Annotated in this window: 18 protein-coding genes; 7 read left to right on the top strand and 11 right to left on the bottom strand. The window is 58.4% G+C overall.

From position 1 onward, the window contains the following. Positions 1–79: 79 nt before the first annotated feature. The 3 genes from GS636_RS13455 to GS636_RS13445 all read right to left on the bottom strand — a co-directional run bounded on the left by GS636_RS13455 (position 80) and on the right by GS636_RS13445 (position 4,853). Positions 80–2,497, bottom strand: coding sequence for an FAD-dependent oxidoreductase (locus GS636_RS13455; RefSeq protein WP_171669841.1), 2,418 nt, complete (start codon positions 2,495–2,497; stop codon positions 80–82). A gap of 28 nt (positions 2,498–2,525) precedes the next feature. Beyond that, complete coding sequence (locus GS636_RS13450; RefSeq protein WP_171669840.1) at positions 2,526–3,776, bottom strand: aminotransferase class V-fold PLP-dependent enzyme; 1,251 nt, start codon at positions 3,774–3,776, stop codon at positions 2,526–2,528. 180 nt (positions 3,777–3,956) lie between these two features. Continuing rightward, the gene (locus tag GS636_RS13445; protein WP_171669839.1) at positions 3,957–4,853 is read right to left on the bottom strand and encodes a LysR substrate-binding domain-containing protein; all 897 of its coding nucleotides are present in this window, start codon (positions 4,851–4,853) and stop codon (positions 3,957–3,959) included. Between the two features lie 223 nt (positions 4,854–5,076). Here GS636_RS13445 and GS636_RS13440 point away from each other — a divergent pair, with 223 nt between their 5' ends. The 7 genes from GS636_RS13440 to GS636_RS13410 are packed head-to-tail and all read left to right on the top strand — an operon-like array spanning position 5,077 to position 13,832. Further along, entirely contained in the window at positions 5,077–6,429 is a 1,353-nt protein-coding gene (locus GS636_RS13440; RefSeq protein ID WP_371808728.1) for an MmgE/PrpD family protein, read from the top strand. Between the two features lie 15 nt (positions 6,430–6,444). After that, positions 6,445–7,686, top strand: coding sequence for an FAD-dependent oxidoreductase (locus GS636_RS13435; RefSeq protein ID WP_171669837.1), 1,242 nt, complete (start codon positions 6,445–6,447; stop codon positions 7,684–7,686). Position 7,687: 1 nt separating this feature from the next. Then, positions 7,688–7,948 (top strand): sarcosine oxidase subunit delta, encoded by a 261-nt coding sequence (locus GS636_RS13430; RefSeq protein WP_171669836.1) that lies wholly within the window; start codon positions 7,688–7,690, stop codon positions 7,946–7,948. Next, complete coding sequence (locus GS636_RS22840; protein WP_171669835.1) at positions 7,945–10,767, top strand: 2Fe-2S iron-sulfur cluster-binding protein; 2,823 nt, start codon at positions 7,945–7,947, stop codon at positions 10,765–10,767. Before GS636_RS13430 ends, GS636_RS22840 begins: the two co-directional genes overlap by 4 nt. Before the next feature lie 2 nt (positions 10,768–10,769). Beyond that, positions 10,770–11,321, top strand: a complete 552-nt coding sequence (locus GS636_RS13420) for a hypothetical protein (RefSeq protein WP_171669834.1) — start codon at positions 10,770–10,772, stop codon at positions 11,319–11,321. Then, positions 11,318–12,283: a D-2-hydroxyacid dehydrogenase gene (locus GS636_RS22910; RefSeq protein WP_171669833.1), complete on the top strand. Its 966-nt coding sequence runs from the start codon at positions 11,318–11,320 to the stop codon at positions 12,281–12,283. The genes GS636_RS13420 and GS636_RS22910 overlap by 4 nt, the downstream gene beginning before the upstream one ends. 1 nt (position 12,284) lies before the next feature. Beyond that, on the top strand, positions 12,285–13,832 hold the full coding sequence (locus GS636_RS13410; protein WP_171669832.1) for a trimethylamine methyltransferase family protein: 1,548 nt from the start codon (positions 12,285–12,287) through the stop codon (positions 13,830–13,832). 32 nt (positions 13,833–13,864) lie between these two features. Here the strand turns inward: GS636_RS13410 and GS636_RS13405 are convergent, their stop codons facing one another. The 8 genes from GS636_RS13405 to GS636_RS13370 form a co-directional block, all read right to left on the bottom strand. After that, the gene (locus GS636_RS13405) at positions 13,865–14,605 is read right to left on the bottom strand and encodes an Asp/Glu racemase (RefSeq protein WP_171669831.1); all 741 of its coding nucleotides are present in this window, start codon (positions 14,603–14,605) and stop codon (positions 13,865–13,867) included. After that, positions 14,602–15,669 carry a histidinol-phosphate transaminase gene (locus GS636_RS13400; protein WP_171669830.1) on the bottom strand — a complete coding sequence of 356 codons (1,068 nt, stop codon included), beginning with the start codon at positions 15,667–15,669 and terminating at the stop codon, positions 14,602–14,604. Before GS636_RS13400 ends, GS636_RS13405 begins: the two co-directional genes overlap by 4 nt. Beyond that, positions 15,666–17,318 (bottom strand): hydantoinase B/oxoprolinase family protein, encoded by a 1,653-nt coding sequence (locus GS636_RS13395; protein WP_171669829.1) that lies wholly within the window; start codon positions 17,316–17,318, stop codon positions 15,666–15,668. Before GS636_RS13395 ends, GS636_RS13400 begins: the two co-directional genes overlap by 4 nt. Continuing rightward, complete coding sequence (locus tag GS636_RS13390) at positions 17,315–19,411, bottom strand: hydantoinase/oxoprolinase family protein (RefSeq protein ID WP_171669828.1); 2,097 nt, start codon at positions 19,409–19,411, stop codon at positions 17,315–17,317. The genes GS636_RS13395 and GS636_RS13390 overlap by 4 nt, the downstream gene beginning before the upstream one ends. Before the next feature lie 222 nt (positions 19,412–19,633). Beyond that, positions 19,634–20,077 carry a helix-turn-helix transcriptional regulator gene (locus GS636_RS13385; RefSeq protein WP_253762780.1) on the bottom strand — a complete coding sequence of 148 codons (444 nt, stop codon included), beginning with the start codon at positions 20,075–20,077 and terminating at the stop codon, positions 19,634–19,636. Between the two features lie 134 nt (positions 20,078–20,211). After that, a complete protein-coding gene (locus GS636_RS13380) occupies positions 20,212–20,487 on the bottom strand; it encodes a PepSY domain-containing protein (protein WP_171669826.1) in 276 nt (91 codons plus the stop codon). A 132-nt stretch (positions 20,488–20,619) separates the two neighbouring features. Further along, the gene (locus GS636_RS13375) at positions 20,620–22,260 is read right to left on the bottom strand and encodes a N,N-dimethylformamidase beta subunit family domain-containing protein (RefSeq protein ID WP_171669825.1); all 1,641 of its coding nucleotides are present in this window, start codon (positions 22,258–22,260) and stop codon (positions 20,620–20,622) included. 9 nt (positions 22,261–22,269) lie between these two features. Continuing rightward, positions 22,270–24,744, bottom strand: coding sequence for a CoA transferase (locus GS636_RS13370; protein ID WP_171669824.1), 2,475 nt, complete (start codon positions 24,742–24,744; stop codon positions 22,270–22,272). Positions 24,745–24,773: the final 29 nt, after the last annotated feature.

Raw genomic sequence — 24,773 nt, 5'->3', positions numbered from 1 at the left:
TGAAGGCAGCGCGCTTAATTTGTCTCGTCGGACACAGATCGGTTTTGACCTGGCGCGTCCTTCTAAGCCTATGTAAAGCTTAGCTTCGCAGTCTGCTGCCCATGGGGTCAAACGGCGCCTCTGACAGAACACGCCCTTTGTGCGCCTTGCCAATCACCTGAATCACCACCTCATCTCCGGGTTGCGCCACTTCGGGGTTGCGGAAGCCAATGGCCAGTGATTTCCCGACCGAATAGCCATACGCCCCGGATGTGACCCGGCCAACAGGCGTGCCGTCGGGTGTAAAAATCGGCTCACTGCCGGTGGCATCTGCGTCCTCGGTTACGTCCAGTTCGAAGACCGTCAGAACTTCTCGTGGGGCGTTGTCCTTTACGGAAAGGTAGGCGTCCTTGTGAAGGAAATCCTTGTCGAGCTTGATCAGACCGGTCAGCCCAACCTCTTGCGGCCAGTATTCCTGGCTGTATTCCCGACCCCAGGATCCATAGCCCTTTTCGATGCGCAACGACCCCAGCGCACGCCCGCCAACGGGACCGCCACCGCAGTCTTTGGCGGCCTCAAGCAATGCGGTGTAAAGCGCGACCTGATCAGCCTCGGCGCAGTGCAGCTCCCAACCCAGATCACCTGAAAAACTGACGCGGATGGCCACACAGTCCACACCTGCAACGGTGATTTTCTGGGATCGCATGAAACGGAACGCTTCATTGGACAGATCGGCATTGGTCAGACGTGCCAATGCCTCACGCGATTTCGGACCTGCGACGTTGAACCCGGCAATGCGGTCTGTCGCGACCTCCAGCGTGGTGCCCTCGGGCATCTCGACCATCTGGAAAAAGCGTTGATGATAGCGCTCGGCCATACCCGATCCGATCATCATGTATTCGTCTTCGGCCAGCTTGGTAATGGTAAAGTCCCCTGCCACGCCACCGCGAACCGAGATCAGAGGCGTCAGGCAACTGCGCCCGACTTCGGTTGGCACACGGTTGGCCACTAGACGGTCCAGCCAGTCGTAAGCACCCGGTCCTTTGATCACGTAATTTGCAAAGTTCGAGATGTCGATGACGCCCACGCTGTCGCGCAGCATCTGCACCTCGCGACCAACCGGATCGAACCAATTTTGGCGGGTAAAACCGGTTGTCTCTTGGGCGCCGGGTTCATCCGCGAACCACAGCGGGTGTTCCCAACCGCAGTTCAGACCAAAGACACAGCCCATCTGTTTTTGCATCTCAAAGGCCGGGCGCACACGGGCCGGACGGCCAGCGCTGCGTTCTTCATTGGGGAAGTGGATCTTAAAACGGTGCGTATAGGCGTCTTCCACCCGCGCTTTGGTGAATTTCTTGTCGGCCCAGTCGCCAAACCGTGCCAGATCCCAAGCGAACATGTCATATTGCGGCTCGCCCTCGATCATCCACTGCGCTGCCAGCAAGCCCAACCCACCTGATTGCGAAAAGCCCGGGATCAGACCGCCACAGAGGAAATAATTCTTCAATTCTGGCACAGGCCCCCACAGCATGTTGGCATCGGGCGACCAGATCATCGGCCCGTTGATCACCCGCTTGACCCCGGCTGTTGCTGCAACCGGTACGCGTTCGGTCGCGCGGATCACGTTTTCCATGATCCGGTCCAAATCGTCAGGGAACAGATCGTGGGCAAAATCCAACGGTGTGCCCTCTTCGGCCCAGAACTTCATATCCTTTTCATAGGCACCAATAAGAAGCCCGTTGCCTTCCTGCCGGAAGTAATACTCGCCATCCCGGTCGGCGATCGAAGGTAAGCGACGGCCCAGATTGGCGACTTCATCGATGGTTTCGGTCACGAAATACTGATGTTCGGTCGGTTGCAGCGGCAGCGTCAGCCCTGCCAGAGCCGCCACTTCGCGACCCCAAAGACCAGATGCATTGACCACCCATTGTGTGTGGATATCGCCTTTTGGTGTCCGAACAATCCAGCTGCCGTCCGGTTGCTGCTCGGTCCCTGTTACGGGACAGAAACGCTCGATTGTTGCACCCATGGCACGCGCCCCGGCAGCATAAGCATGAGGCACGCCCGAGGGGTCCACATTGCCGCCATCGGGTTCGTACATGATGCAACGGATGTCATCGAACTGTGCCAGCGGGTGAAGCTCTTTCGCTTCTTCGCGGCTGACCTCGTGAAAGTTCAGGCCGTAAAAACGCGCTTTGGCCTCTTGCAGGCGCAATTGCTGCTCGCGTTCTTCGGTTTGCGCCAAGTACAGCGAGCCCGGCTGGAACACGCCGCAGCTTTGGCCGGTTTCCTTCTCCAGCTCTTTATACAGGTTCATCGTATAGTGCTGGATTCGCGTGATGTTGTTGTTGTCGTGCAGCCCGTGAATATTGGCCGCCGCGTGCCAGGTCGAGCCACTGGTCAGTTCATCACGCTCTAGTAGGATCGAGTCCGTCCAGCCGAGTTTGGCAAGGTGATACAAAATCGACGTACCGGCGAGACCGCCACCGATGACAACAGCTTGTGCGTGGGTTTTCATGAATCTGTTTCCCTAGATATGACGCGGCTCAGGCGGCGATTTCTTTCATAGCGGCAAGGAATTGAGCGACCTCGCCAGTTGAGTTGTAGTGACACATCGAAACCCGCACGCACGAGTCGTAGCCCAACGGGGTGAGAATATTCCCTGAATAGTGATCTGCTTTGCGCAGATGGGTACGAATGCCCTGATCGTTCAGCCGTTTCACCACATCGACAGAGGCCACGCCCTCAACACGCAGCGAGACCAAGCCTTCGCGCGCCGGGTTGTCGACCCCACCCAGAATGGTGACTTTCTCCATCTCGGCCAGGCCGCTCAGGTTGCCAGTGCCGTGAATCATCGCATCGGTCAGTGCTTTTTCCTGCGCGTGGATGGCATCACCCGCCGCCAAGAACTTGCCACGCCGGTCGCTGGCATCGCTGACCTGACTTCCCAACCACTCGAAATAAGACACAACATCGGACATGGTGGCATAAGCCCCGGTGTCGCGGGTCCCCATTTCCCAATTTTCCGCAGGGCCATCCAATAGAGCGTTGTGGTCCAACGCGGTCAATCGGTCGGATATCCAGGCAACACCATATCCATGGCGCGAAAACACTTTGTAGGGTGAGATCACGTATCCATCGACGTCATAGGCGGTCAGGTCGATCCGACCGTGCGCCGCGTGCTGGATGCCATCGACGATAATGAAACAGTCGGGTGCTACGGCGCGGATTACCTTTGATACGGCGGCCACATCCACACCCATCCCTGTCACCGGCGACGTGTGCAGGATCGTTGCCACTTTTGTCTTTGGGGTGACGGCTGCTGCATAGGCATCGGCCGTCACAAGCCCTGTCTCATCATCATGCGGTATCAACACATGTTCCTGCCCGGCAATACGTGCCCAGCGATCGCACGCCGAACGCGTGGCGGGGTGTTCCAGCGTCGATCCCAGTACGACACCTGAACCTGTGCCCAGACAAGCGTTCATGATCAACCGAAACAGCAATTCAGTGCCGCTTTCCCCAACAAAGAACTGACCGCCGGGCGCATTCATGAAATCTCGCATATCGGCTTTTGCGGCATTGATGGTATCAACAAGCGCATGTGACCCCGGGTTGTCGCGCCCCTGATTATCCGGGATCGCCGCGTAGCGCACAGAACTGTCCAGAACCGAATTCAGGGTCAGCGCGCCGCCTGCATTTTCGAAAAAAATGCGCTCACCCTGTTCGGGGCAATGGTCGATCTGGGCAAATTGGTTGCGGATTTGCTCTAGCAGGCTTTCTGATATCTGGCTCATGACATGCGATGCTTTGTGTTGATGGTGCACGGTATGTCGCGGACCCTATGACGGTTCCACCTGCAGGACATGCAAAAAAAACGGATGCAATGCAGTCGAATTTTCTGCACCAAAGGCAAACACCGATTGGCTGGCCGGGGTGCGGGCGGGGTATCGAACGCACAGCAAGGAAGGAGCAGATCAACCAATCTGAGCCTCCGTTTCAGCCGCGACTTTCAATAACCAGTTTTGAAACAGTCGAACCGCTGGCGTGGCATTCGCCTCGCGCAGATTGGCATAATACGCCCATGGGCTGTCGAGGTTCAGGGCAAATGGCTCGATCAGAAGCCCGCGTTCGACATAAGGCCGCGCCAGCGATTTCGGCAAAGCCACACATCCCAGGGATTTTGCCGCCAGTTCCAGCGCCAGGTTCGAACTGTTGCTTCTTGGGCCTTCTTTCTGGTCCAGATCCTCTAGCCCAAAATTTGCAGCCACTTTTTCCCAATACGCCGAGCGACCCAGAATATGGATCAGTTGCGCGTCGTGTAATTGCTGTGGGTCGGTCAAAGGTTGATCACCGACGGTATAGCCCGGCGCACAGACCACCGTCAGCTTTTCCGCCCACAAACGCGTCAGGCTTTCAGATGCATCATCCCTATGATTGATCGTGATCGAAATGTCCGAAACGTTGGGGTCCACATCCGTCCAGATGGTCCCGTGGACAGTCACGGAAATATCCGGGTGATTTTCGGAAAATCCTCGAATGACGTCGGGCAACCAGTTTGCAGCGAGGCTAACAGGACAGGAGACGACCACAGTTCGGGTATGCGGTCGAAGTACAAGTGACTGAGTGGCTACGTCAATTTCCTGCAACGCATGGCGCACTGAAGGTAGATACGCTTTGCCCACATCGGTGAGTGACAGAGACCGTGGGTGGCGCACAAATAGCGGTCGTTTGAGAAACTCCTCAAGCGACCGGACGTGATTGCTGACGGCGGATTGCGTGCAATTCAACTCTTCCGCGGCACTTGTAAAGCTCAGATGGCGGGCAGCAGCCTCGAAAGAGCGCAGAAAAGACAGGTGCGGCAGGTTCATCATGTGCAGTGATCCGGTGCGGTATATATGTCGAGTATGGTGTGACCGGCCCCGCCTCTTGTTCTTTTGCGACATAAACACTGTTACGCAAGCGACATGGCCGCCAGCGGACCCACAAAAATTCCGGTGCCATAGCCCAAAGATTGTTTTCGTGCCGCCGGACACAATTAAGCCTACCATGCGAGCTGAGACCGGTATCCAGACTTCAAACGCAAGCAGGCAGCCCGTGGCAGACAGATTTCACAAAATAGCAAGCTTTACCCTTGAAACGACTGCCGGAGATATCCCGGACTCGACGCTAAGAGCCGCAGCCAGAATGACGCTGGACACGCTGGGCATCACAATTGGCTCAGGTCCCATGACAGCAGGGGTGATCGCACGCGAAAGCGCGCTGGCGCTGTACGGCGCCGGTGACGAGACATTCAGCGCACGTATGATGTTTGATGGACGTCGGGTCAGCGCCGCTGGGGCGGCTTTTGCCGCTGCTACACAAACTGACAACCTGGACGGGCATGACGGCTACAACCCGACCAAAGGCCATATCGGGGTGGCGGTCGTTCCCGCGCTGGCAGCAGTCGCGGAAACGATAGGGGAAATTTCTGGCCCCGAGGCACTCAGCGCCGTGACCATCGGCTACGAAGTTGCAGGGCGCGCCGGTATTTCACTGCACAACACTGTCAGCGACTACCATACCTCAGGCGCTTGGAACGCGTTGGGGGTGGTGGCTGTCGCGGCGCGGTTGCGTGGAATGAACCAAGATCAGATGCGGCAGGCCATGGGGATCGCCGAGTATCACGGACCCCGCAGCCAGATGATGCGCGAAATCGCCAATCCCACAATGTTGCATGACGGCTCGGGCTGGGGTGCGTTGGTCGGGCTCTCGTCGACCCTACTGGCCGAAAAAGGATTTACTGGCGCCCCTGCCATCACCGTCGAAGCTGACGAGGTCGCGCCATATTGGCAGGATTTGGGTCAGTTCTGGCAGATGGAGCATCAATACGTGAAGCCTTATCCGATCTGCCGCTGGGCGCACGCTGCAATCGACGCCACACGCGCCCTGATGCGGGATCATGACATTACGCACAAGGACATCGCATCAATCCGCGTCAACACGTTCCGCGAAAGTGCTTGTTTGTTTCAGGGAATGCCGGACGACACGTCAAAGGCGCAATACTCCCTGCCGTTTGCGGTCGCCACCATGGCCGCGTATGGGCGGATAGGGGTCGAACATATAACAGGGTCCGGATTGTCAGACCCTCTTGTTGCGTCGATTGTAGACCGCGTTTCCGTTTTTGAAACCGAACGCCATTCGGCGCGCTTCCCGAAAAGCCGCATTGCTGATGTTTCCATAACGTTGAAAGACGGCCGCATTCTGGACTCTGGCGACGTTCACGCCCGGGGTGGGCCCGAGGCGCCGATGAATGACGCGGAAGTGGACGAAAAATTCATGGAGTTTGCGGCCCCCTCGCTGGGAGACACCCGCGCCGCTGCCATCCGCGATGCCGTATGGGGGCTGTGCCAGCCGGGTTCCAGGTTCTCGGACCTTTCAGCGCTGCTCTATGACGCGCCAAAAGCGTAGGTGGGGCTTACTGGAATGCCATTTACGCTCCTGAAATACGGGTTGTCTTCGACCTATCCCGTGACCGGTGACATCCCGGCGACGCCCGATCTAAAGCCCAACTATGACGTGGTGATCGTGGGCGGCGGGGGCCACGGTTTGGCCTGCGCACACTACCTGTCCAAGTATCACGGCATCTCAAACGTCGCCGTTCTGGAAAAAGGCTATCTGGCCGGTGGCAATACCGCCCGGAACACCACAACAATCCGCTCGAACTATATCACCAAAGAGGGCATCGCATTCTACAAGGAAGGCGTTCAGCTTTATGAGGAGATGAGCGAAGAGCTAGACTTCAACGTGATGTTCAGCCAGCGCGGTCAGCTGACTTTGGCCCATACCGAGGCCACCTTGCGCAGTTTCCACCTGCGCGCCGAGATGGGCAAGCACGCGGGCACCAATATCGAAGTAGTGGATGCGCAAACCGTAAAAGAACTCAGCCCGCATCTGAACATGGACCAAGGCGGCCCGCTTGAGATCTTGGGCGGGCTATGGCACGCCGATGGCGGCACAGCGCGGCATGACGCGGTGGCTTGGGGCTATGCGGCGCAGGCCAGCCGTCGGGGCGTGGAAATCCACCAGCGCACCGAGGTCGAAGGCTTCGACATCGACGGCGGCAAGATCACCACGGTCCGCACCAACCGGGGGAACATCTCTGCCGGTCAGGTGATGATTGCCGTGGGCGGTATGAATTACGATATGGCCCTGAAGGCAGGCGTTGAGCTGCCGATCCGCTGTTTTCCCTTGCAGGCCATGGTGACACAGCCGCTGAAACCCTGGCTGCACACGCTGGTCAGCTCGGTCAGCCTGCACACCTATCTGGTGCAATCTTCGCGCGGTGAGATCGTGATTGGCGGCGGCTCGGACCCGTATCAGATGTATTCCACCCGCTCGACGCTGGATATGAAAGAGCATCTGGCCGAAGGCGCAGTGCATCTGTTCCCCTTCCTGCAAGGTGTGCGTCTGCTGCGGCAATGGGCCGGGATCACCGATATGACGCCCGATTATTCGCCCATCATGGGGGCCAGCCCGCTGGCGAACCTTTGGCTGGATTGCGGCTGGGGCACGTGGGGGTTCAAGGCGACGCCCGTGGCCGGGAAGTACATGGCCCAGACAATCGCCAACCAAAAGGTCGCGCCGATCCTCGAACCCTTCACCATGGAACGCTTCGCTACGTTCGATCTGCTCAACGAAATGGGCGCAACCGCCGCGAGTCACTGACATGAAGATTCTGACCTGCCCGATGAACGGCCCCCGCAATATCAACGAATTCCAGTGCTTTGGCCCTGTGAAATCCGACCCCGATCCCGCCACATCCTCGGATCAGGATTGGGCGCGGCATCTTTTCCGCGCAGACAATACAACCGGAGTGATCACCGAGTGGTGGCGGCACGTACCGTCCAACTATTTCTTTCTGGCCGAGCGCAACGCGACGACCAACGAGGTGATCCGCACATTCGACGCATCGGAGATCGCCCAATGACCCGCCTGCCCGAACCTTATGGCACGCGCATTCGGCGCGACACCCCGGTGCGGTTTACCTTTGAAGGTCAAAACTTTAGCGGGTTTGACGGCGACGTGATCCCCTCGGCACTCGCCGCAAATGGCCAGTGGATGCTGTCGCGCAGTTTCAAGTACCACCGCCCGCGCGGTTTGATGTCAATGGCCGGATCAGAGGCAGACACGCTGGTGCAGTTGCCCTCGGACCCCAACGTGCAGGCGGACCGGCACGGGATCACCGAAGGACTGACGGTCACGGCACAAAACGTCAATGGCTCGCTCGCGCGGGACCGGGATGCGTTTCTCGACAAGCTGGGCCGTTTCATGCCCGTGGGCTTCTATTACCGCACCTTCATGGGCCCCACGCGTAATAGTTGGCTGAAACTCTGGGAGCCATTGATCCGCAAGAAGGCGGGTCTGGGCGTTTTGGACACCAATGCTCCTCATCAGGATTTCGAGAAAGCCAACCTTTTCTGCGATCTGCTTGTTGTCGGTGGCGGTCTCGCGGGTCTGACCGCTGCGATTGAAGCCGCTGAGGTGGGTGCTGATGTGATCCTGGCCGAGATGGAGCCGGATCTGGGTGGTGCGTTAACCTACCGTCGCAGCGGAGCGGATCGGCTGGCAGACCTGACAGAGCGCACGGGTAATCTGCCCAACCTGCGGATCATGACCGGCACAGTTGTCAATGGCTGGTACGAGGACAACTGGTTGCCGCTGATCCGGGGCAACAAACTGCTCAAGACCCGCGCGCGCGAGGTCATTCTGGCCACCGGCTGCATCGAACAGCCCGCTGTGTTCCGCAACAACGACTTGCCAGGGATCATGCTGGGTTCGGCCGCGCAACGTCTGATACGCCACTATGCGGTCAAACCCGGTCAGCGTGCGGTGGTTCTGGCCGCCAATCCCGAAGGCTATCGCGTCGCGCAGGACTTGCGGGACGCGGGGGTCGAACTGGCCGCAATTGTTGACCCGCGCGATGGCGGCTCGGGCGAAGCACTACAGGGCGTCCAGACCATTGCAGGCGATATCACTGAGGCGCACGGTAAAACCCATGTCACCGGCATCACAGTCGCCGGTCAGCGGATCGACTGCGATCTGGTGGTGGTCTCGGTCGGGTCAGCGCCCAGTTGGCAGTTGCCTTGTCAGGCTGGCGCAAAACTCAGCTATGACGAAGCGACCGCACGGTTCTCTCTGACTTTGCCCAGTGGCCCACTGGGAACCGCAGGCAGCATCAACGGACCGGTCGCTGCGGATGTGGTGATCAATGATGCCCGCATCGCGAGCCATGCGGCGCTGGCTCGGCTGGGTCTGCCGCATGAAAAGATAGCCCAGATCGCCGACCCTGAAGCTGAATTGGCCAATTTCGAGCCCAACATCACCCCGCACCCCAAAGGCAAGGATTTCATAGACCGCGACGAGGATATACAAGTCAAAGACCTGCAAAATGCGGCGAAAGAGGGCTATCGCGAGCTGGAGCTGATCAAGCGGTTTACCACTGTGGGCATGGGACCATCGCAGGGCCGCCATTCTGCTCTGGCAACGGCGCGGGTTGTGGCCGACGCCACCAGGCGCAGTATTGCCGAGACCGGCGTGACCACGGCGCGGCCCCCTTTTGCGCCGGAAACGCTGGGGGTATTGTCCGGGCACCACCATCCCGCGCAGCGGCGCAGCGCGTTGCATCAGGAGCACCTTCGCCTTAACGCTGATATGCGACCGGTCGGCGCGTGGTGGCGGCCCTATTTCTACGGGCCTAAAGCCGATGCCAACCGGCTGATCGAAGAAGAAGTCAAAGCGGTGCGCGAAGGTGTCGGCGTGCTGGATGTCTCGACCCTTGGCGGGTTGGAAGTGCGCGGCCCGGATGCGGGCGAATTCCTCAACCGTATCTATACGATGGCCTATAAAAAACAGCCCGTCGGAAGATGCCGGTATTGTCTGATGACCAATGAAATGGGCACCGTGATAGATGATGGCGTCGCCTATCGTCTGGCTGAAGACATGTACTATGTCACAGCAACCACCGGTGCTGTGGCCCGCGTCTATGCGGATATGCTGTTCTGGAACGCGCAATGGCGGCTGGATGTGGATGTGCTGAATGTCACTTCTGCTTTCTCCGGGTTCAACATCACCGGGCCAAAGGCGCGTCAGGTGGTCGAAGCACTGCACAGCGACATCGACTTCTCGCGCGACGGGTTTGCCTATCTCGACGGGCGCTCGGGTTCGGTGTCGAGCATACCGGTACGTGCCATGCGGATCGGCTTTACCGGCGAGCTGAGCTATGAACTTCACTGCCCTTCAAGCTATGCCAAAACCCTATGGGATGCGATTTTGGCGGCGGGCGAACCCGTTGCTCTACGCCCTTACGGCCTTGAGGCAAGCCGGATCTTACGCCTGGAAAAAGGGCATATTCTGATTGGGCAGGATACAGACGCGCTGACCTCGCCGGACGAGCTGGGCTTTGACTGGGCCGTGTCCAAGACCAAACCGTTCTTCGTCGGCAAACGCTCCATCGAGATGCGCCGGAACAAGGGGCTGTCCCGCAAGCTGGTGGGCCTTAGCTTTGAAGGGGGCGATGTTCCGCACGAAAGCTGTCTGGTTCTGCGCGACGAAGTGCCGGTGGGGCATGTAACCTCGGTTCTGTGGTCCCCTACCCTGCGTAAACATATCGCTTTGGCCTATGTGGACGGGCGCGACGCCGAAATCGGCTCTCCTGTCACAGTTAAGTGTCGCAATGGCAATCGGGTTCAGGTGCCAGTCGAAGGTCATGCCTTCTTTGACCCGGACAACACGCGGCAGGAGGTGTAAGGATGCAGATCTATCCGTTGCAACCGGGCGGGGCCGCCGAGGGTGTGGCCCTTGCGTCAGGACCGGTCACGCTGTCTGACATGACCGCTCTGCCGCGCTTTGGCCTGAAGGGCCGCGGCAGCGCCGACTGGCTTGTCGCCCAAGGGCATAATCTGCCCGAGATCAATCGATTGAGCGATGGTGTTCTACGCCTTGGCGGCAATGATCTTGTCGTCATCGAAGGGGCCGACGACCTGCGTGCCGCATGGCAGGCAGCAGACGCGCCCAAAGGTTATGACGCTTGGCGCGAAGAAACATGGGCCTGGATGCATCTGTCCGGCCCGCGGCTTGATGATCTGATGGCCAAGATTTGCCCCGTAGACCTGCGTGCAAACACATTCACCGAAGGCCAGATCGCCCAAACTCGCGTCGGTTACACAGAAGCGGTTGTGTGGCGCGCGCATCATAAGGGGTTGGACGGATTCTGCGTTCTGTTCGACATCTCCGCCACTGCCTTTTTCGCCCAAGCCATTGAAACCGCCGCTCAGGAGTTCAAGAAAGAGGCTGTACTGTGAATTCCCCTGTCACCATCCTTCACACAGACAACCCTTCGGGATCCAAGGCCGTGCTGGCCCAGCGGCACCCGGATCTGGAAATCCACACCTGCGACAGCTACGAGGCTTTGCCGCAGATGATCGCGGATACCAAAGCTGAGGTAGTCTATTCCGTCCGCTTTGCAGGCACACCCGGCTTTCCACGCCAAGCACTGATTGATGCGCCCGGCGTCAAATGGGTTTCGGTCGGCGGCTCGGGCACCGACCATATGAATCCTTGGGACCCTGAAACCCTTACCGTGACCAACGCCGCCGGAGTGGCCGCTGACATGATGGCGCAATATGCGCTGGGGGCAATGTTCCACTTTACGTTGGACCTGCCCGGGTTTCGCGCGGCTCAAACCCGTCGCGAATGGGTGTCGGGCACAGTTGAACCAATTGACGGCAAAACGGTACTGATCCTCGGCCTCGGCCAGACGGGTATGGCCGTCGCCGCGCGGTGCAAGGCGATGGGTTTGACCACGGTCGGTGTAAGGGCCCGTCCCAAACAGACCCCAAACGTAGATGAAGTGTATGGCATGGACGATCTGCACGACCTTTGGGCGCGTGCGGATTTCATCGTAGTTTGTGTCCCGCTGCTGGACAGTACCAAAGGACTGGTCAATGCCCGCGCATTTGCCAGCATGAAGCCCGGCGTCGTAATCATCGACGTCTCGCGCGGCGGTGTGATAGATGAAGCCCCTCTGGTTTACGCGCTAGAAACCGGCGCGTTGAAAGGCGCGGCGCTTGATGTCTTTACCATCGAGCCACTGCCTTCGGACCATGTGCTGTGGGGCTTCGACAACGTGATCATCACCCCACATTGCTCATCGGTTTATGAAGGTTGGGACCTGAAATCGGTCGAGATGTTTTCTGACAACCTCTGGCGCTATCGCAAGGGTGAAGCGCTGACCAATATCGTTAACCCCGAACGAGGATACTGACATGGCACGAGAAAGACGTAGCACCCGGGGTGGCGGGCGACGCGGCAAAAGCGATCGCGGTAGCGCAGCCATCCGGCAGTTGCCCTGGCAGGATGTGATCAACACGTCCCCCAAGATGGAATTGCTGAGCGAAGAGCAACTGGATCAGCTTCACGCCACGTCGATGCGTATCCTGTCTGAAGCAGGTATTCGTGTCATGGGCGACAACGTGATGGACCTGTTTGAACAGGCCGGAGCCCTGGTGGACCGCGACACCAAGACGATCCGTATCGACGAAAGCATCGTCAATGAGGCTTTGAAAACCGTTCCGAAGACCTTTACGCTGACAGGCCGCAACTCGGACAAACGGATTACGTTGGGTGGCGACCACGTCAATTTCGGTCTCGTGGCCGGTCCGCCGAATGTGCATGATTGCATCAACGGGCGACGTTCGGGCAATTATGAAGACTACTGCAACTTCATCAAGCTGGCGCATCACTTCAACGCCATCCACCTGATCGGCAATCAGGTGACCGCGCCGCAGGAAATGCCGGCCAATAATCGGCATCTGGATACCTACAACGCGAACCTCAGCTATAGCGACCTCAGTTTTCACGCCACAGCGATTGGCCGAGGGCGGGCGATGGATGGCATCAACATGATGGCCATCGCTCGGGGTATCTCATTGGATCAGATGCGCGCCGACCCTGGGCTGATTACGATCATTTCCGTGAACTCGCCCCGCCTGTTTGACGACGCGATGGGCGACGGCCTGATCGCAATGGCCGAGCACGGACAGCCGGTCACTATCACACCCTTCACTTTGATGGGCGCTATGACCCCTGTCACCCTTCCCGCCGCTTTGGCCCAGCAAAATGCCGAGGCGCTGTTCGGCGTGACCCTGACTCAATTGGTCAATCCCGGCACGCCGGTGATGTACGGGGCGTTCACGTCGAACGTGGACATGCGCTCGGGGGCGCCCGCCTTTGGAACGCCAGAAAACACCAAGGCCAATATGATCAGCGGTCAGCTGACCCGCCGTTATGGCATTCCCTACCGAACTTCGAACGCCAACGCCTCGAACGTGGTCGATTTGCAGGCAGCCTATGAGACGATGATGGCAACTTGGGGCGCTGTGCTGGGTGGGGCCAATCTGGTCTATCACGCAGCCGGTTGGCTCGAAGGTGGGCTCACTGCGTCTTATGAGAAGCTCGTCATGGATGTGGAAATCCTGCAAAACATGGTGGAGTATCTGAAGCCTCTGAAATTCGACGAAAGCGAACTGGCGCTGGACGCGATCAAAGACGTGCCCACTGGTGGCCATTTCTTTGGCACTGAACACACGATGGAGCGCTATGAAACTGCGTTTTATGCCCCCATGCTGTCCGACTGGCAAAACCATGGCGCATGGGAAGCCGCGGGGTCCAAGACAGCGCTGAACCGGGCTACCGAAATCTGGCAGCAGGCGCTGCGCGAATACGAAGAACCGGTAATGGACCCAGCGATCCGCGAGGAGTTGGACGCTTATATTGCCAAGCGCAAAGAAGAAATCGGTTCCGACGAGCCCTAAAGAAAAGGCCGGGTTATCAGCCCGGCCTTTGTTTACAACAGATCGAACAAGCGCCCCGGCACGTTTCCTTGTCGGGGCAAGCCCAAAGCCCGCATCAGCGCAAACATCATGGCCTGATTGGACGTCACCACGGGTTTGCCCAGCGTGGCTTCGATCCGGTCTACGGCCTCGACCGCGCGCATGTCGGTACAGCTGAGCACGATGGCTTCGGCTTCTGGATGATCGGCCTGACAGGCCAGATCGAACACCTCATCCGGGGTTAGTTCACCCTGCCCGTAATTCCCAAGCTCACGACCAATATCAGCGCATTTGACTGTTGTGATCTGGTTCTGTGCCAGAAAATCAACCGCCTGCGTGTTGATCTCGCCCAGATAGGGTGACGAGAACCCCACTTTGGTCACGCCCAAAGCCTTGATTGCTTGGATCAATGATCCGGCGGCGGTCAAAGATAGTGCGCCCGACCCTGCCTTGATGTCCTGTGCCAATTGCTCATCAAATGACGGGCCGTGTGTCAGGGTGGCGGACGTGCAGCCATAGAGCACCACATCGGGTCGCACACCTGCTATCATCTTCAGATCATGGCTGATGTCCGACGCCCCAAGACCCGCCATTTGATCCGAGCCTGGAATTTCATCGACGTCATACCCGCCCATGCGCTGAAAATGCACCGTCGTGTCCGGGCAGCGCATCAGCATCATGTCTGCCTCAAGGTTGGTGTTGGTGAACGGCACCAGCACGCCGATCTTGGCCCGTGTTCGGGTCTCATGGGTCATGACGTCACCTCTTTCAAAACGGTCAGGCACCGATCCATTACGGGTTCTTCACAAATGGTGGCGCGCAGACAATCGCCCAATCCATAGCCCCCCATCCCGCGCATCAGTAACCCTTGGGCACGCAGGGCATCATCTGCTTTTTGCGCCATCTCCACGTCCGCAAAACGGATCAACACGAAATTCGTATGGCTGGACGCGACCGTCAGCCCCAGAGCGCGGCACCCATCGGCGAACCGATCTCGAATGGCAACGGTTTTGGAAACCGTATCCAGCATATGAGCCTGATCCCGCATCGCTGCTGTCGCCATTGCCTGCGAGGGGATCGAGACATTGTTCGGGTTCAACAGCTTCCGCACCTCACCGGCAATAGCGTCGGGGAACAGACCCCAACCCACGCGCGCGCCCGCCAATCCGTAGGCCTTGGAAAAGGTTCTCATGACCACAGTGTCGCCGCGATCTACCAGCGCAAAGACTTCGGCCGGGTTTTGATCCTGATCGGCAAACTCGGCATAGGCCTGGTCGACCACCAACAACACGTCCGCCGGTAACGCATTGCGCAGGCGGACAATTTCGGCATTCGGAATCAGAGTCCCGGTGGGGTTGCCCGGGTTACAGACAAAAGCAATCCGCGTTTGAGGCGTGATAGCGGCCAATATGTCATCGACCGAAACGGTCAAATCCACCTCACGTGCTTTCACGTAGTCGGCCTGCACTTGCGCCGTTGCAGAAGCAACGTAAGCATAGCCATAATCCGTGCCCAGCACCCGGTCGCCCGGCCCGGCGAATGCCCGGATCAGGCATCCGATCAACTCCATCGAGCCCGCACCGCACAGGATATTCCCGGCCGCGACACCATGGGTTTCGGCAATTGCAGCGCGAAGCTCTGGCCAATCGGGATCGGGGTAAAGTGGCATTTGATCCAACGCCGCCTGCCCTGCCGCAACCGCCGCTGGACTGGCTGGAAAGGCGCTTTCGTTTTGGGCCAGAGACACGGTTTCGGGCCCACCCAGATCCGCCAGCGCGTAAGCTGCCATCAGGCGGACATGCTCGACTGCGCGGATCATGACGTCCCTCCATATGCTTTCGCGCCTGCTTCGGTCACGAGACCACGTTTGAGGTCCAGCGCCAGGGCCTTTGGATCTCGTTCTGACGGATCGCCAAAGCCTCCACCGCCCGGCGTGTCGAAGATCAGGTAATCATCGCCTTCCACTCGCAGTTCTCCTTTGCCGGGAATGTCACCGTTGCCATCGCGGAACCGGATGCGCCCCGGGGCACCGGGCTGGCCGCCCATTCGGCCCAAGGCTGGGAACTTCAGACGCTCGACCGAGAGGAAAACGATGAAAGGCGCGTTGTTGGACGAGGTCATTTCGATCCTTTGTCCGAGACCTCCGCGATATTCACCTGCTCCTCCTGAATCCGGCAACAGTTCGCGCCGCCACATCACGACTGGTGCGACGCTTTCTGTGATCTCGACCTGCGATCCAAACACGCCCGAGGGGTAGGCAGTTGCAGACAATCCGTCTGCGTGGGGTCGCGCGCCGGTGCCACCATTGTGGACTGGTTCGATCGCAAATTCCCGCCCGCCATTGGCCGCAACTTCTGGCGCGTGGCGCATGGGCAAATCGAACATGCACGACGCACCCTCGGCAGGAACCTGATCCGGCAGCGCCTGATGCAGGCATCCCAAGACCAGATCCGGGGTCACTTGTCCCAGCGTATGGCGCATGGCAACCGGCACAGGGCGTTGTGCATTCAGAATACAGCCCTTGGGGCCATCCACCGTGAACGGCTCCAGCGAGCCTGCATTGTTCGGAATGTCCGGGCCAACGATGCAGCGCAAGGCAAACACCGTATAGGCCGTTGCATAGTTCAACGGGACGTTGATACCTTTTTTCGAACAACCCGATGTGCCGGTAAAATCCACATGCATCCCGTCCTTGGTGACAGTCAGCGTGGCGTGCAACTCCAGCTCATTCTCATATCCGTCCATGCGCAGTACGTTCTTGTAAACGCCTTCTGGCACCTCGGCGATGGCCTCCAACGCGCCCTTGTGCGAGGTTTCGATGATATAGCTGCCCAACGTGTCCAGATCGTCGATCCCGAACTCTTCCATCATCGCCACCAGACGGTTCACGCCCGCCTCGCAACAAGCGATCAGAGCGTAGATGTCGCCTTCATTGGCGATCGGCTCGCGCGAGTTGGCGCGGATAATGTCCATCAAAAGCGCGTTGGGCGTACCTTCTTCGACCAGTTTACAAGGCGGGATCAAAAGGCCTTCGTCGTAGATGTCCGACCCCTCTGGCCCCATACCCAGACCACCCAGATCGACCAGATGCGAGGTGCACGAGGTAAAACCAACAACTTTGCCATCCTTGAACGCGGGCATCATCAGCAGGAAGTCGTTCAGGTGCCCCGAGGCCAGCCACGGATCATTGGTCATGTAGATGTCGCCGGGTTTCATGTCCTGCAGCGCAAATCGCTCTCGCAAGTGCAGAACAGCTTCGGCCATTGTGTTGATATGGCCGGGCGTGCCGGTCACGGCCTGGGCCAGCATCCGACCATTGACGTCAAAGATACCGGCGGAAATATCGCCACATTCGCGTACAATGGGCGAGAACGCGGCACGGATCAGGGTTTGGCCCTGCTCTTCTACCACGGCCAGCAGGCGGTTCCACATCACTTGCAGGCGGGCGGGGGAAAGTTCAGCAGTCATTTTGCGCCTCCTTTCTGGTCCTGGACCAGGACAAGGTTGCCAATGGCATCCATGTGCGCCGAGAAATCGGCAGATACGAACGTGGTGGTTTGCGGTTCATGGATCAGCGCCGGGCCGCGTACATGGTCACCGGGTTTCAGGTCGGCACGGGCCACAAAGGCCGCGTTTTTCGCAGCACCATCCACATCGCAGGTGATGGGTCGCGTTTCAGTGACGTCAAACGCCGAGAGGTCCGGTGTTTGAGGCACCGGCGGCACAGAACTGTCCGGCGTTGCGACCCGAACCGCCCAATTGAGAATCTCAATCTCCATCCCCGGCACGGGGCGCGAGAATTGCTTTTTGTATTCCTCTTCAAAGGCGGCGGTCAGCGGCGCAATATCGTCGCGCGTCAGGGCACGATCCGGTAGCTGGATCTCGATCTCGTGGCCCTGCCCGTTATATCGCATAAAGGCAGTGCGCTGGCTTTCGGTCGGTGCATCGCCTGCCCCTTTGGCAACAACCTCTTTTGCTTCGGCAATCATTGTATCGAAAAGGGCGTTCACCCCATCCATATCCATACTGTCGAGCAAGGAATAGCGTGAGCGGACGATTTCGAACGACACCGGCGCAAACAGGAAGCCAACCGCCGAACCGACACCCGGATTGGGTGGGATCACGATACGCGACACCCCGGCTGAGCGTGCAACGCGGCTTGCATGCAACGGCCCGTTGCCGCCAAAGGCTATCATCGTGCGCGGCCCCAGATCCTTACCGCTTTCAACGGCATGCATACGCCCGGCGCTGGCCATGCTTTCATCCACGATCCGGCTGACGCCGTCCGCCGATCCGACCGCATCCAAGTCCAGTTTCTCGCCAATCACGCGCGTCAGTGCGGCCTTTGAGCCTTCGGGGTCCAGTTGAATATGCCCCTCGGCAAACGTATCTGGCACGATATAGCCAAGCGTGATGTCGCTGTCGGTCACGGTTGGATCCGTGCCGCCGCGCATGAAAGCCACCGGCCCGGGCTCTGACCCGGCAGATTTCGGGCCAACGGTCAGACGGCCCAGACGGTCAACACCTGCTATCGAGCCACCACCAGCGCCGATTTCAATCATCTCAATCACCGGGATACGCACCGGCATGCCCGAGCCTTTGATGAACCGTGCCGCACGTGCAATTTCAAAGGATCTGGAGGTCTGAGGACGCGCGTTGTCGATCAGGCAAAGCTTGGCTGTGGTGCCACCGACATCAAATGACAGGACCTGATCCAGCCCAGACCGCGCCGCAATCCGTGCAGCCAGAATGGCACCGCCCGCAGGGCCGGATTCAACCAGACGGATTGGAAACCGTGCAGCAGTTTCCACGGTGCACATCCCACCACCCGCAGTCATCATCAGGATCGGACAAGTTACACCCTCGGCCGCGAACTGCTCGACGAACCGGGACAGATAAGATTCCATCAACGGCTGAATGTAGGCGTTTGCGACAGTGGTGCAGAGCCGGTCAAACTCACGCGCTTCGGGACTGACGTCGGACGAGATCGAAACCGTTAAATCGGGACGGTGTTCAGCCAGAAGATCGCGCAAGCGTTGTTCGTGGGTGGGGTTGGCGTAAGAGTGCATAAGGCAGATCGCCACCGCCTCGGCACCGCTGGCATCGAGCTCGATCAGCAGGTGTTCAATCTGCGCCTCATCCAAATCGATCAGAACCTCGCCTTCGGCCGACATACGTTCGCGGATGACGAAGGATCGTTCACGCGGCACCAGAAGGTCCGGCTTTTCAAGATTAATGTCGTATTGGGAATAGCGCCGCTCGTACCCGATATCGAGGATGTCCCGGAACCCTTCGGTGCAGATCGTTGCCACAACCGACCCACGCCGTTCAATCAGCGCGTTGGTCGCAAGCGTCGTACCATGGATAAACCCGGTAACTTCCTTTAGCGACCGACCGGTCTGCGTCATGACACGCTGAGCGCCTTCCATAGCGCCTTCGGCCGGGTTCTTATGCGTGGTCAGGGTTTTCGTCGACGCCAGTATCGTCTCATCCCCCGAGACCAAAACTGTGTCGGTAAAGGTGCCACCAATATCGATGGCAAGGCGTAGCGCGGTAGTCATTTGGTATTCCGTTGTCGTCTGAAAGCATGCAGGTAGTTCGCCCCGCAGGGCGGCTACCGGCGCGGTGTCACCAGATCACAACCGGTTGCACGGCGGTCCAGACGATTGGGGATACACAAACGAGTCATACCGTTTTTTGGCCCGTTGACCAAAATCCCACTAGCGAGTTTGCGACATTACTGTCCTCAAGCGACACAATCTTGTCCACCTCGCCAATAGACTTCAGGTCATATCCGCTTTGTGTGTTTGATGAGAGGGGACAGAGACCAGATCATCCGCAAGCAAGTCATCAACAAAAAGACTTAAAAGTTGCAATCGACCCGATACTCCGGCCTTTCGGTAAATTGACGCACATTGCGCTTTGATCGTGCCCTGTTTTGTCGCCCGAATTTCAGCGATTTCAGCGATCGCGTATCCTTTTATCGCCAGAATGGCGACGTCCCGTTCGGCCTGAGTCAACGACCATGCCTGGAACCGCGCTTCAAGCACCTCGCCAAACGCGCCAGAGGCGACTTTCATCTGATCCTCAAGCTTGGCCTGACGGCTCAGCATTTTGCGCAGCTCGACGGTGGTGAACGCCAACCCACTGATCAGCGCAACCGTGACGAACAATTCGACAAGATCACTTTCTGCCAGAAAAAACGTGGAGTTGGGCCAAAAGTCCAAAACAATGTCCAACAGGAAGTAAGCGCTACAGCTAGCCTGCACTGCAAATAAGGACCATAAAACTGTGGCACGTGTCATGATTTTGCTTTCGGTCAGTCCGGGGTGCGTCCGGAGCTGGACACACCCCATTTATATCAGCTGTCGTCCTCGTCGTCTTCCAGCTCAATTTCCAGAACGGCGCCGGTTTCGGGCGAAACTTCGATCTCATAGGTCTTACCGTCAAGTGACGCATAAACTTCAATTTCGTCCTCTTCGACTTTGAACTTTGCGATGGAATAGCCCTTGGCTTCTAATGCCGCGCGAATTGCACCCTCAGAGGATCCCAGCACATCATTCACGTTGATTTGCGCCAACGCCAAGCCCGGTGCCACAAAAGCCGCCAGCACTGCCAGTTTGCCAATTTTGTTCATTTGCATTCCTTTCAAGGATATCAGTCACCGCGAGATTGCGGTTGTCCTGAACTGTGCGGCTTGCTGGCTCAACAAAATTGGACTTTTGGCAGAATTCAACCGGCTTAGGCCAAAGGTTTATGCAAAAAAACGTTAGAGCGGCTGACAGTTTCCAAACCTGTTCAGTACATTGCGCGTGATCTGCTCGACCTGACGATCTTGGCGCACAAGGCCCATCACCCATTCACACGTGCCCGCGGTAAAGACCTCTCCAAGCCCACGTTGCCAATAGATGACCGCCCCGTTGCCCCGGCTGCTGCGATCCAGTGTCTCGTCCGTGCAAACCCCAAACATGCTTTCGGCTTTAAACACCGCATCTGAGTTTCCGATATACAAGGTCTCGCCCCAGATTTCGTGGTCAGGCTCGATATTGGTCGCCAGACCAAGTGCAAGGATCTGTACGCCCAAATCCGCGCCATCCAAGCCGGTGGGAAAGGGCAGCCCGTCATCCATTCTGTAATCCAGCCCATCGACTTCATACCCGAAGATACGCGCACCTGCGCCCAATTGGTCGCCGTATCCCAGTTGTGCGCCTTCAAACGCCCAGTGGTCGGGTCGATAGACCGTAAATCCACCACTTCCCTGCCCGATACATCGGCCCAGACCTGCATAGACGCCCTTCAATCCGTTAACCCCAAAGGTCCGGGCACCAGGCCAGTTGGCAGGAGAGACTTCCCACGCGGATGTCACGAGATGTTCGCGGTCGCTCCCCACCAAAGGGTCAAGATCTGCGGTGTATTTATAGCTAACCTGGGTTCGGCCCTGATCTTCGATCCGGGTTTGCCACAGGAAGTTTCCAGCAAATCGGGCAACACGTCCGCCACCTTCAGCAAACCTGTCGACAGCGTGGCGCATATTGGCTGACCAATATTCGTCGTGGCCCACAAAAACAGCGCATTGATAGTCCTTCAACAGGTCCGGGTCAGCCTCAAGATCATGCTGGGTCGCGAAATCGAACTCGTACCCTTCCGCTTCGGCCCAGCGCGCAAAATGACGCTCGTAGCTGGCCCATCCCGCCGAGGCGTATTTCTTGGAATATCCATAGGAATAGGCCCATTCCATATAGGGGTAGCGCACCATATCTCCTGGTTTATGCGGTGTATCCGGCACAGCACGCGGGGCACCTGCAGGAAGCTTACAAAGTCCCCGTGACCACGGCCGTTGTGTCGACACCACCGGAGAGAACGACTTGCCCTCGGGTCCGGTGATGCCTTCGTAGTGATTGGACCCTCCCCAGCAATTGTAGGCCAGCCATGTCCCAGTGGCGCAGATCAGTACAAAAGGTGCTGCTGGTTTTTCAGGCGCGCGCCGCAGCAGGAACAAGTGATGCTCTTCCACCCGGCCCCCATCTTGTTCGGCACGCAATGTCACCAGGTAGCCGCCTTCACGCCAGTCGTCCGGTATCCTGAACTCGTAGGTCACCTCCCACCCGCATCCAGTGACCGAGCAATCTTTGGGTGTCCTCTGATGTACACCTTTCAAGCCGCTCTCGCGATGCATCACCTCGTAGGTTGCACCATCGCGCCCGATCTCCAGATCCCACTCCCGAGCGGTGGTAGAAACGCGCAGAGCCAACAGTTCACCCGGCGCATAAGTCATGCGCTCTGTGTACCCCCATATCTCAAGAACCGACGCGTCACGGGACGGCCCGATGTAGTAGTGGTCGAGAATATGTCGCGCCTTGGCGCGGGTTCTTGGGGTGATGGCAGGGCCTTGGCTCTCAGAACGCGTCATGGGTTGGTGTCACTCCGGCAGGTAGCGGTCTGACCAGCTTTCACCTGCCGAACCGCTGGCGATCATTGCGTCAATTTCCGCGTCAGAAAACCCGACTTCGCTCAGGATTGATCGTGTGTCCGCGCCGTACTTTGGCATCGGTCCGGGGATTACGATCCTAGCTCGTTCAGGCCGAACTGCGTTCGGAGCAACAAGATCACACCAACGACCCATAGGGTGCAAATCATGCCGGATGACGCTGAACGTATTCTGCGTCAGATCAACCTGACCAGAGCTTTCGAGATGCAAAACAGCATCACGTGTGTCGTGCAGCGAACCCAGCGGCATAACAGTTGAAGACGTGCCCGTGAAAGCTTGTTGCCAAAATTCGGCGGGTTGCGTGGCAATCCGATCTGCCAGGGCTTTGGCCATCTGCGGTTCCGGCATGTCAGCAATATCTGCCAGTTCGTCAACGTGGCGCAAGGCGTCTCGTTGATCTTTTGGTGCCGCGAAGAAAAGCCAACCGTCAGCGGCGCGGTAACAGTGGTAATACGGGCCCCATCCCAACGCCGAACGCCCTGCGGGTTCGTCAAAATGGGCGCGGGTTTCAAAATCATACATCAGCTGTGCTTGAATGAGGTTCCCTGCCCCAGCCAGCGCCGCGCGGGCGATTCCGCCTTTGCCGGTTTTCTGCAGCCTCAGAAGGGCCGCGCCCAGCGCAACACAGGCGCAATATCCGGTCAGAACGTCGATCGTGCCGAAATGCGCGTGTTCTTCCGGTGTCTCCATCCCTCCGCCAAAGCGCACCATCACCCCGGTCGCGGCTTGTGCCAGATCATCATAGCCCAAATGGTCCGATTTGGGGCCGCGTGCAAGACCCCCGAAAGCATCCAGTTGAACCAAAATGAGCCGTGGGTTGATCGCGGCCAGCTGCTCTGGTCCAAGGCCCAAGGCGTCGCGCTGTTCGTCCGTGCCGTTCATCGTTATGACGTCTGACGCTTCGATGAGCCGTCGCAAAGCGCGCTGTCCCTGCTCTGAACCGAGGTTCAGCAACACGCTGCGTTTGCCACGATGGGCGTGCAAACCAAATACAACCGTGTTCCACGGGTCGACCGACGGCTCTACCGGCTGAACCGAGGTAACCTGAGCCCCGTAGCGCGCCAACGTAGAGCCTATGGTTGGACCAGCGATGACATTGGTCAGGTCCAGGACTTTAAGCCCCTCAAGCCAGCCGCTTTCTTCCACACCCGCCACCCCGTTGCGCGGTGACTCGGCCAGGATAGCGGAAATGGGCGCATTGTCCGGGTCCGGTCCCGGCTGTTTGCCAAGCGCCCCGGCATCATCGGCAAGCCAAGCCACATTGCCCATCTGTTTCATGTCGCCGTGACGCGGGTCTTGCACCTGAACCACCAGCCCCGAAGCCAAAGCGTGCGGATCTGTCAGCCATTCCCTGGTGAACCGCTGTGCCGTAGCAGGAGCTTTGGCCGCACCGAACAAGGCTTCCCATTCATGAGAAGGTTTGGTTCGAAACGCCTGTTTCATTGCAGCAGATACCCGTGCCCGATCTCTGGCGCCGACCGGGTAATTGCGCAAAGACCATTCATCGGGCCAGTCTGTTGTGTCCAAGTAAGCATCAAAATCCGGCAATTCGTCTGCCAACGCCCCTAAACCCAGAACCTCCAGCACGCGCCGGGGATGTGTTTTCACACTGCCTGCGACCACATAAAATCCTCGACCATCAGCGCAGGTATAGGTTCGGTAGAATGGATCCAGAAACTCTTCCAGTTCTGCAAAGCTCAGGTCCATTGGCAAACCTTCGGCCGTGCGTCGGTCCAGCTCCACCTCTCGGGGGGATTTGTAGCGTTCGGGATAATCCTCAATCTGCTCGCAATTATAAACCAACCCTTCCAGCAAAGCCGAGGCCAAAGGAACTTCGATGTGATCCCCCCCATTCCGGTCGCGCGCCGTCAGGGCAAATTGCACCGCCATTGCCCCAAAGGCTGCTCCGTAAGCCGAGGCAAGGGTGAGCGGCGTAAAGGACGGGTTGATCCCCATCAAACGCCGGTTCAACCCCATATCCGTAAACTGCCCTGTGCGCGCAGCGATCACCGCCTCCCACGCTGGTACATTCGCAAGAGCGGGGTCGTTCGAGGCGAACCCCGGCAATGAGACAGACACGATGCGCGGATTGATATCACGCAGCGCCTGAGGGCCAAGGCCCAAGCGGCTCATCACGCCAGGGCGGAAATTTTCGATCACGACGTCGGCTCTTGCCACCAGATCGCGCGCTAATTTCAAACCCTCATCCGACTTGAGGTCGATGGTAATGGCCGACTTGCCCCGCGACAGCATGTCGGTGGCCGGATCCTTTAAGCGCGGTCCGCCGGGCGGATCGATACGGATCACCTCGGCCCCCATGTCGGCCAGCATCATGCCAACCAAAGGACCAGCCAGATACTGGCCAAAGTCGAGAACGCGGATATGTTCGAGAGGTCTTGATGTCATGCGCGGCACTTTTGTTTCAGGCTGATATG

It is taken from the genome of Ruegeria sp. HKCCD4884 (assembly GCF_013110855.1).
Classification (GTDB): domain Bacteria; phylum Pseudomonadota; class Alphaproteobacteria; order Rhodobacterales; family Rhodobacteraceae; genus Ruegeria.
The sequence above is the reverse complement of the archived record's forward strand: the minus strand, read 5'-3'. Positions and strand labels throughout refer to the sequence as shown.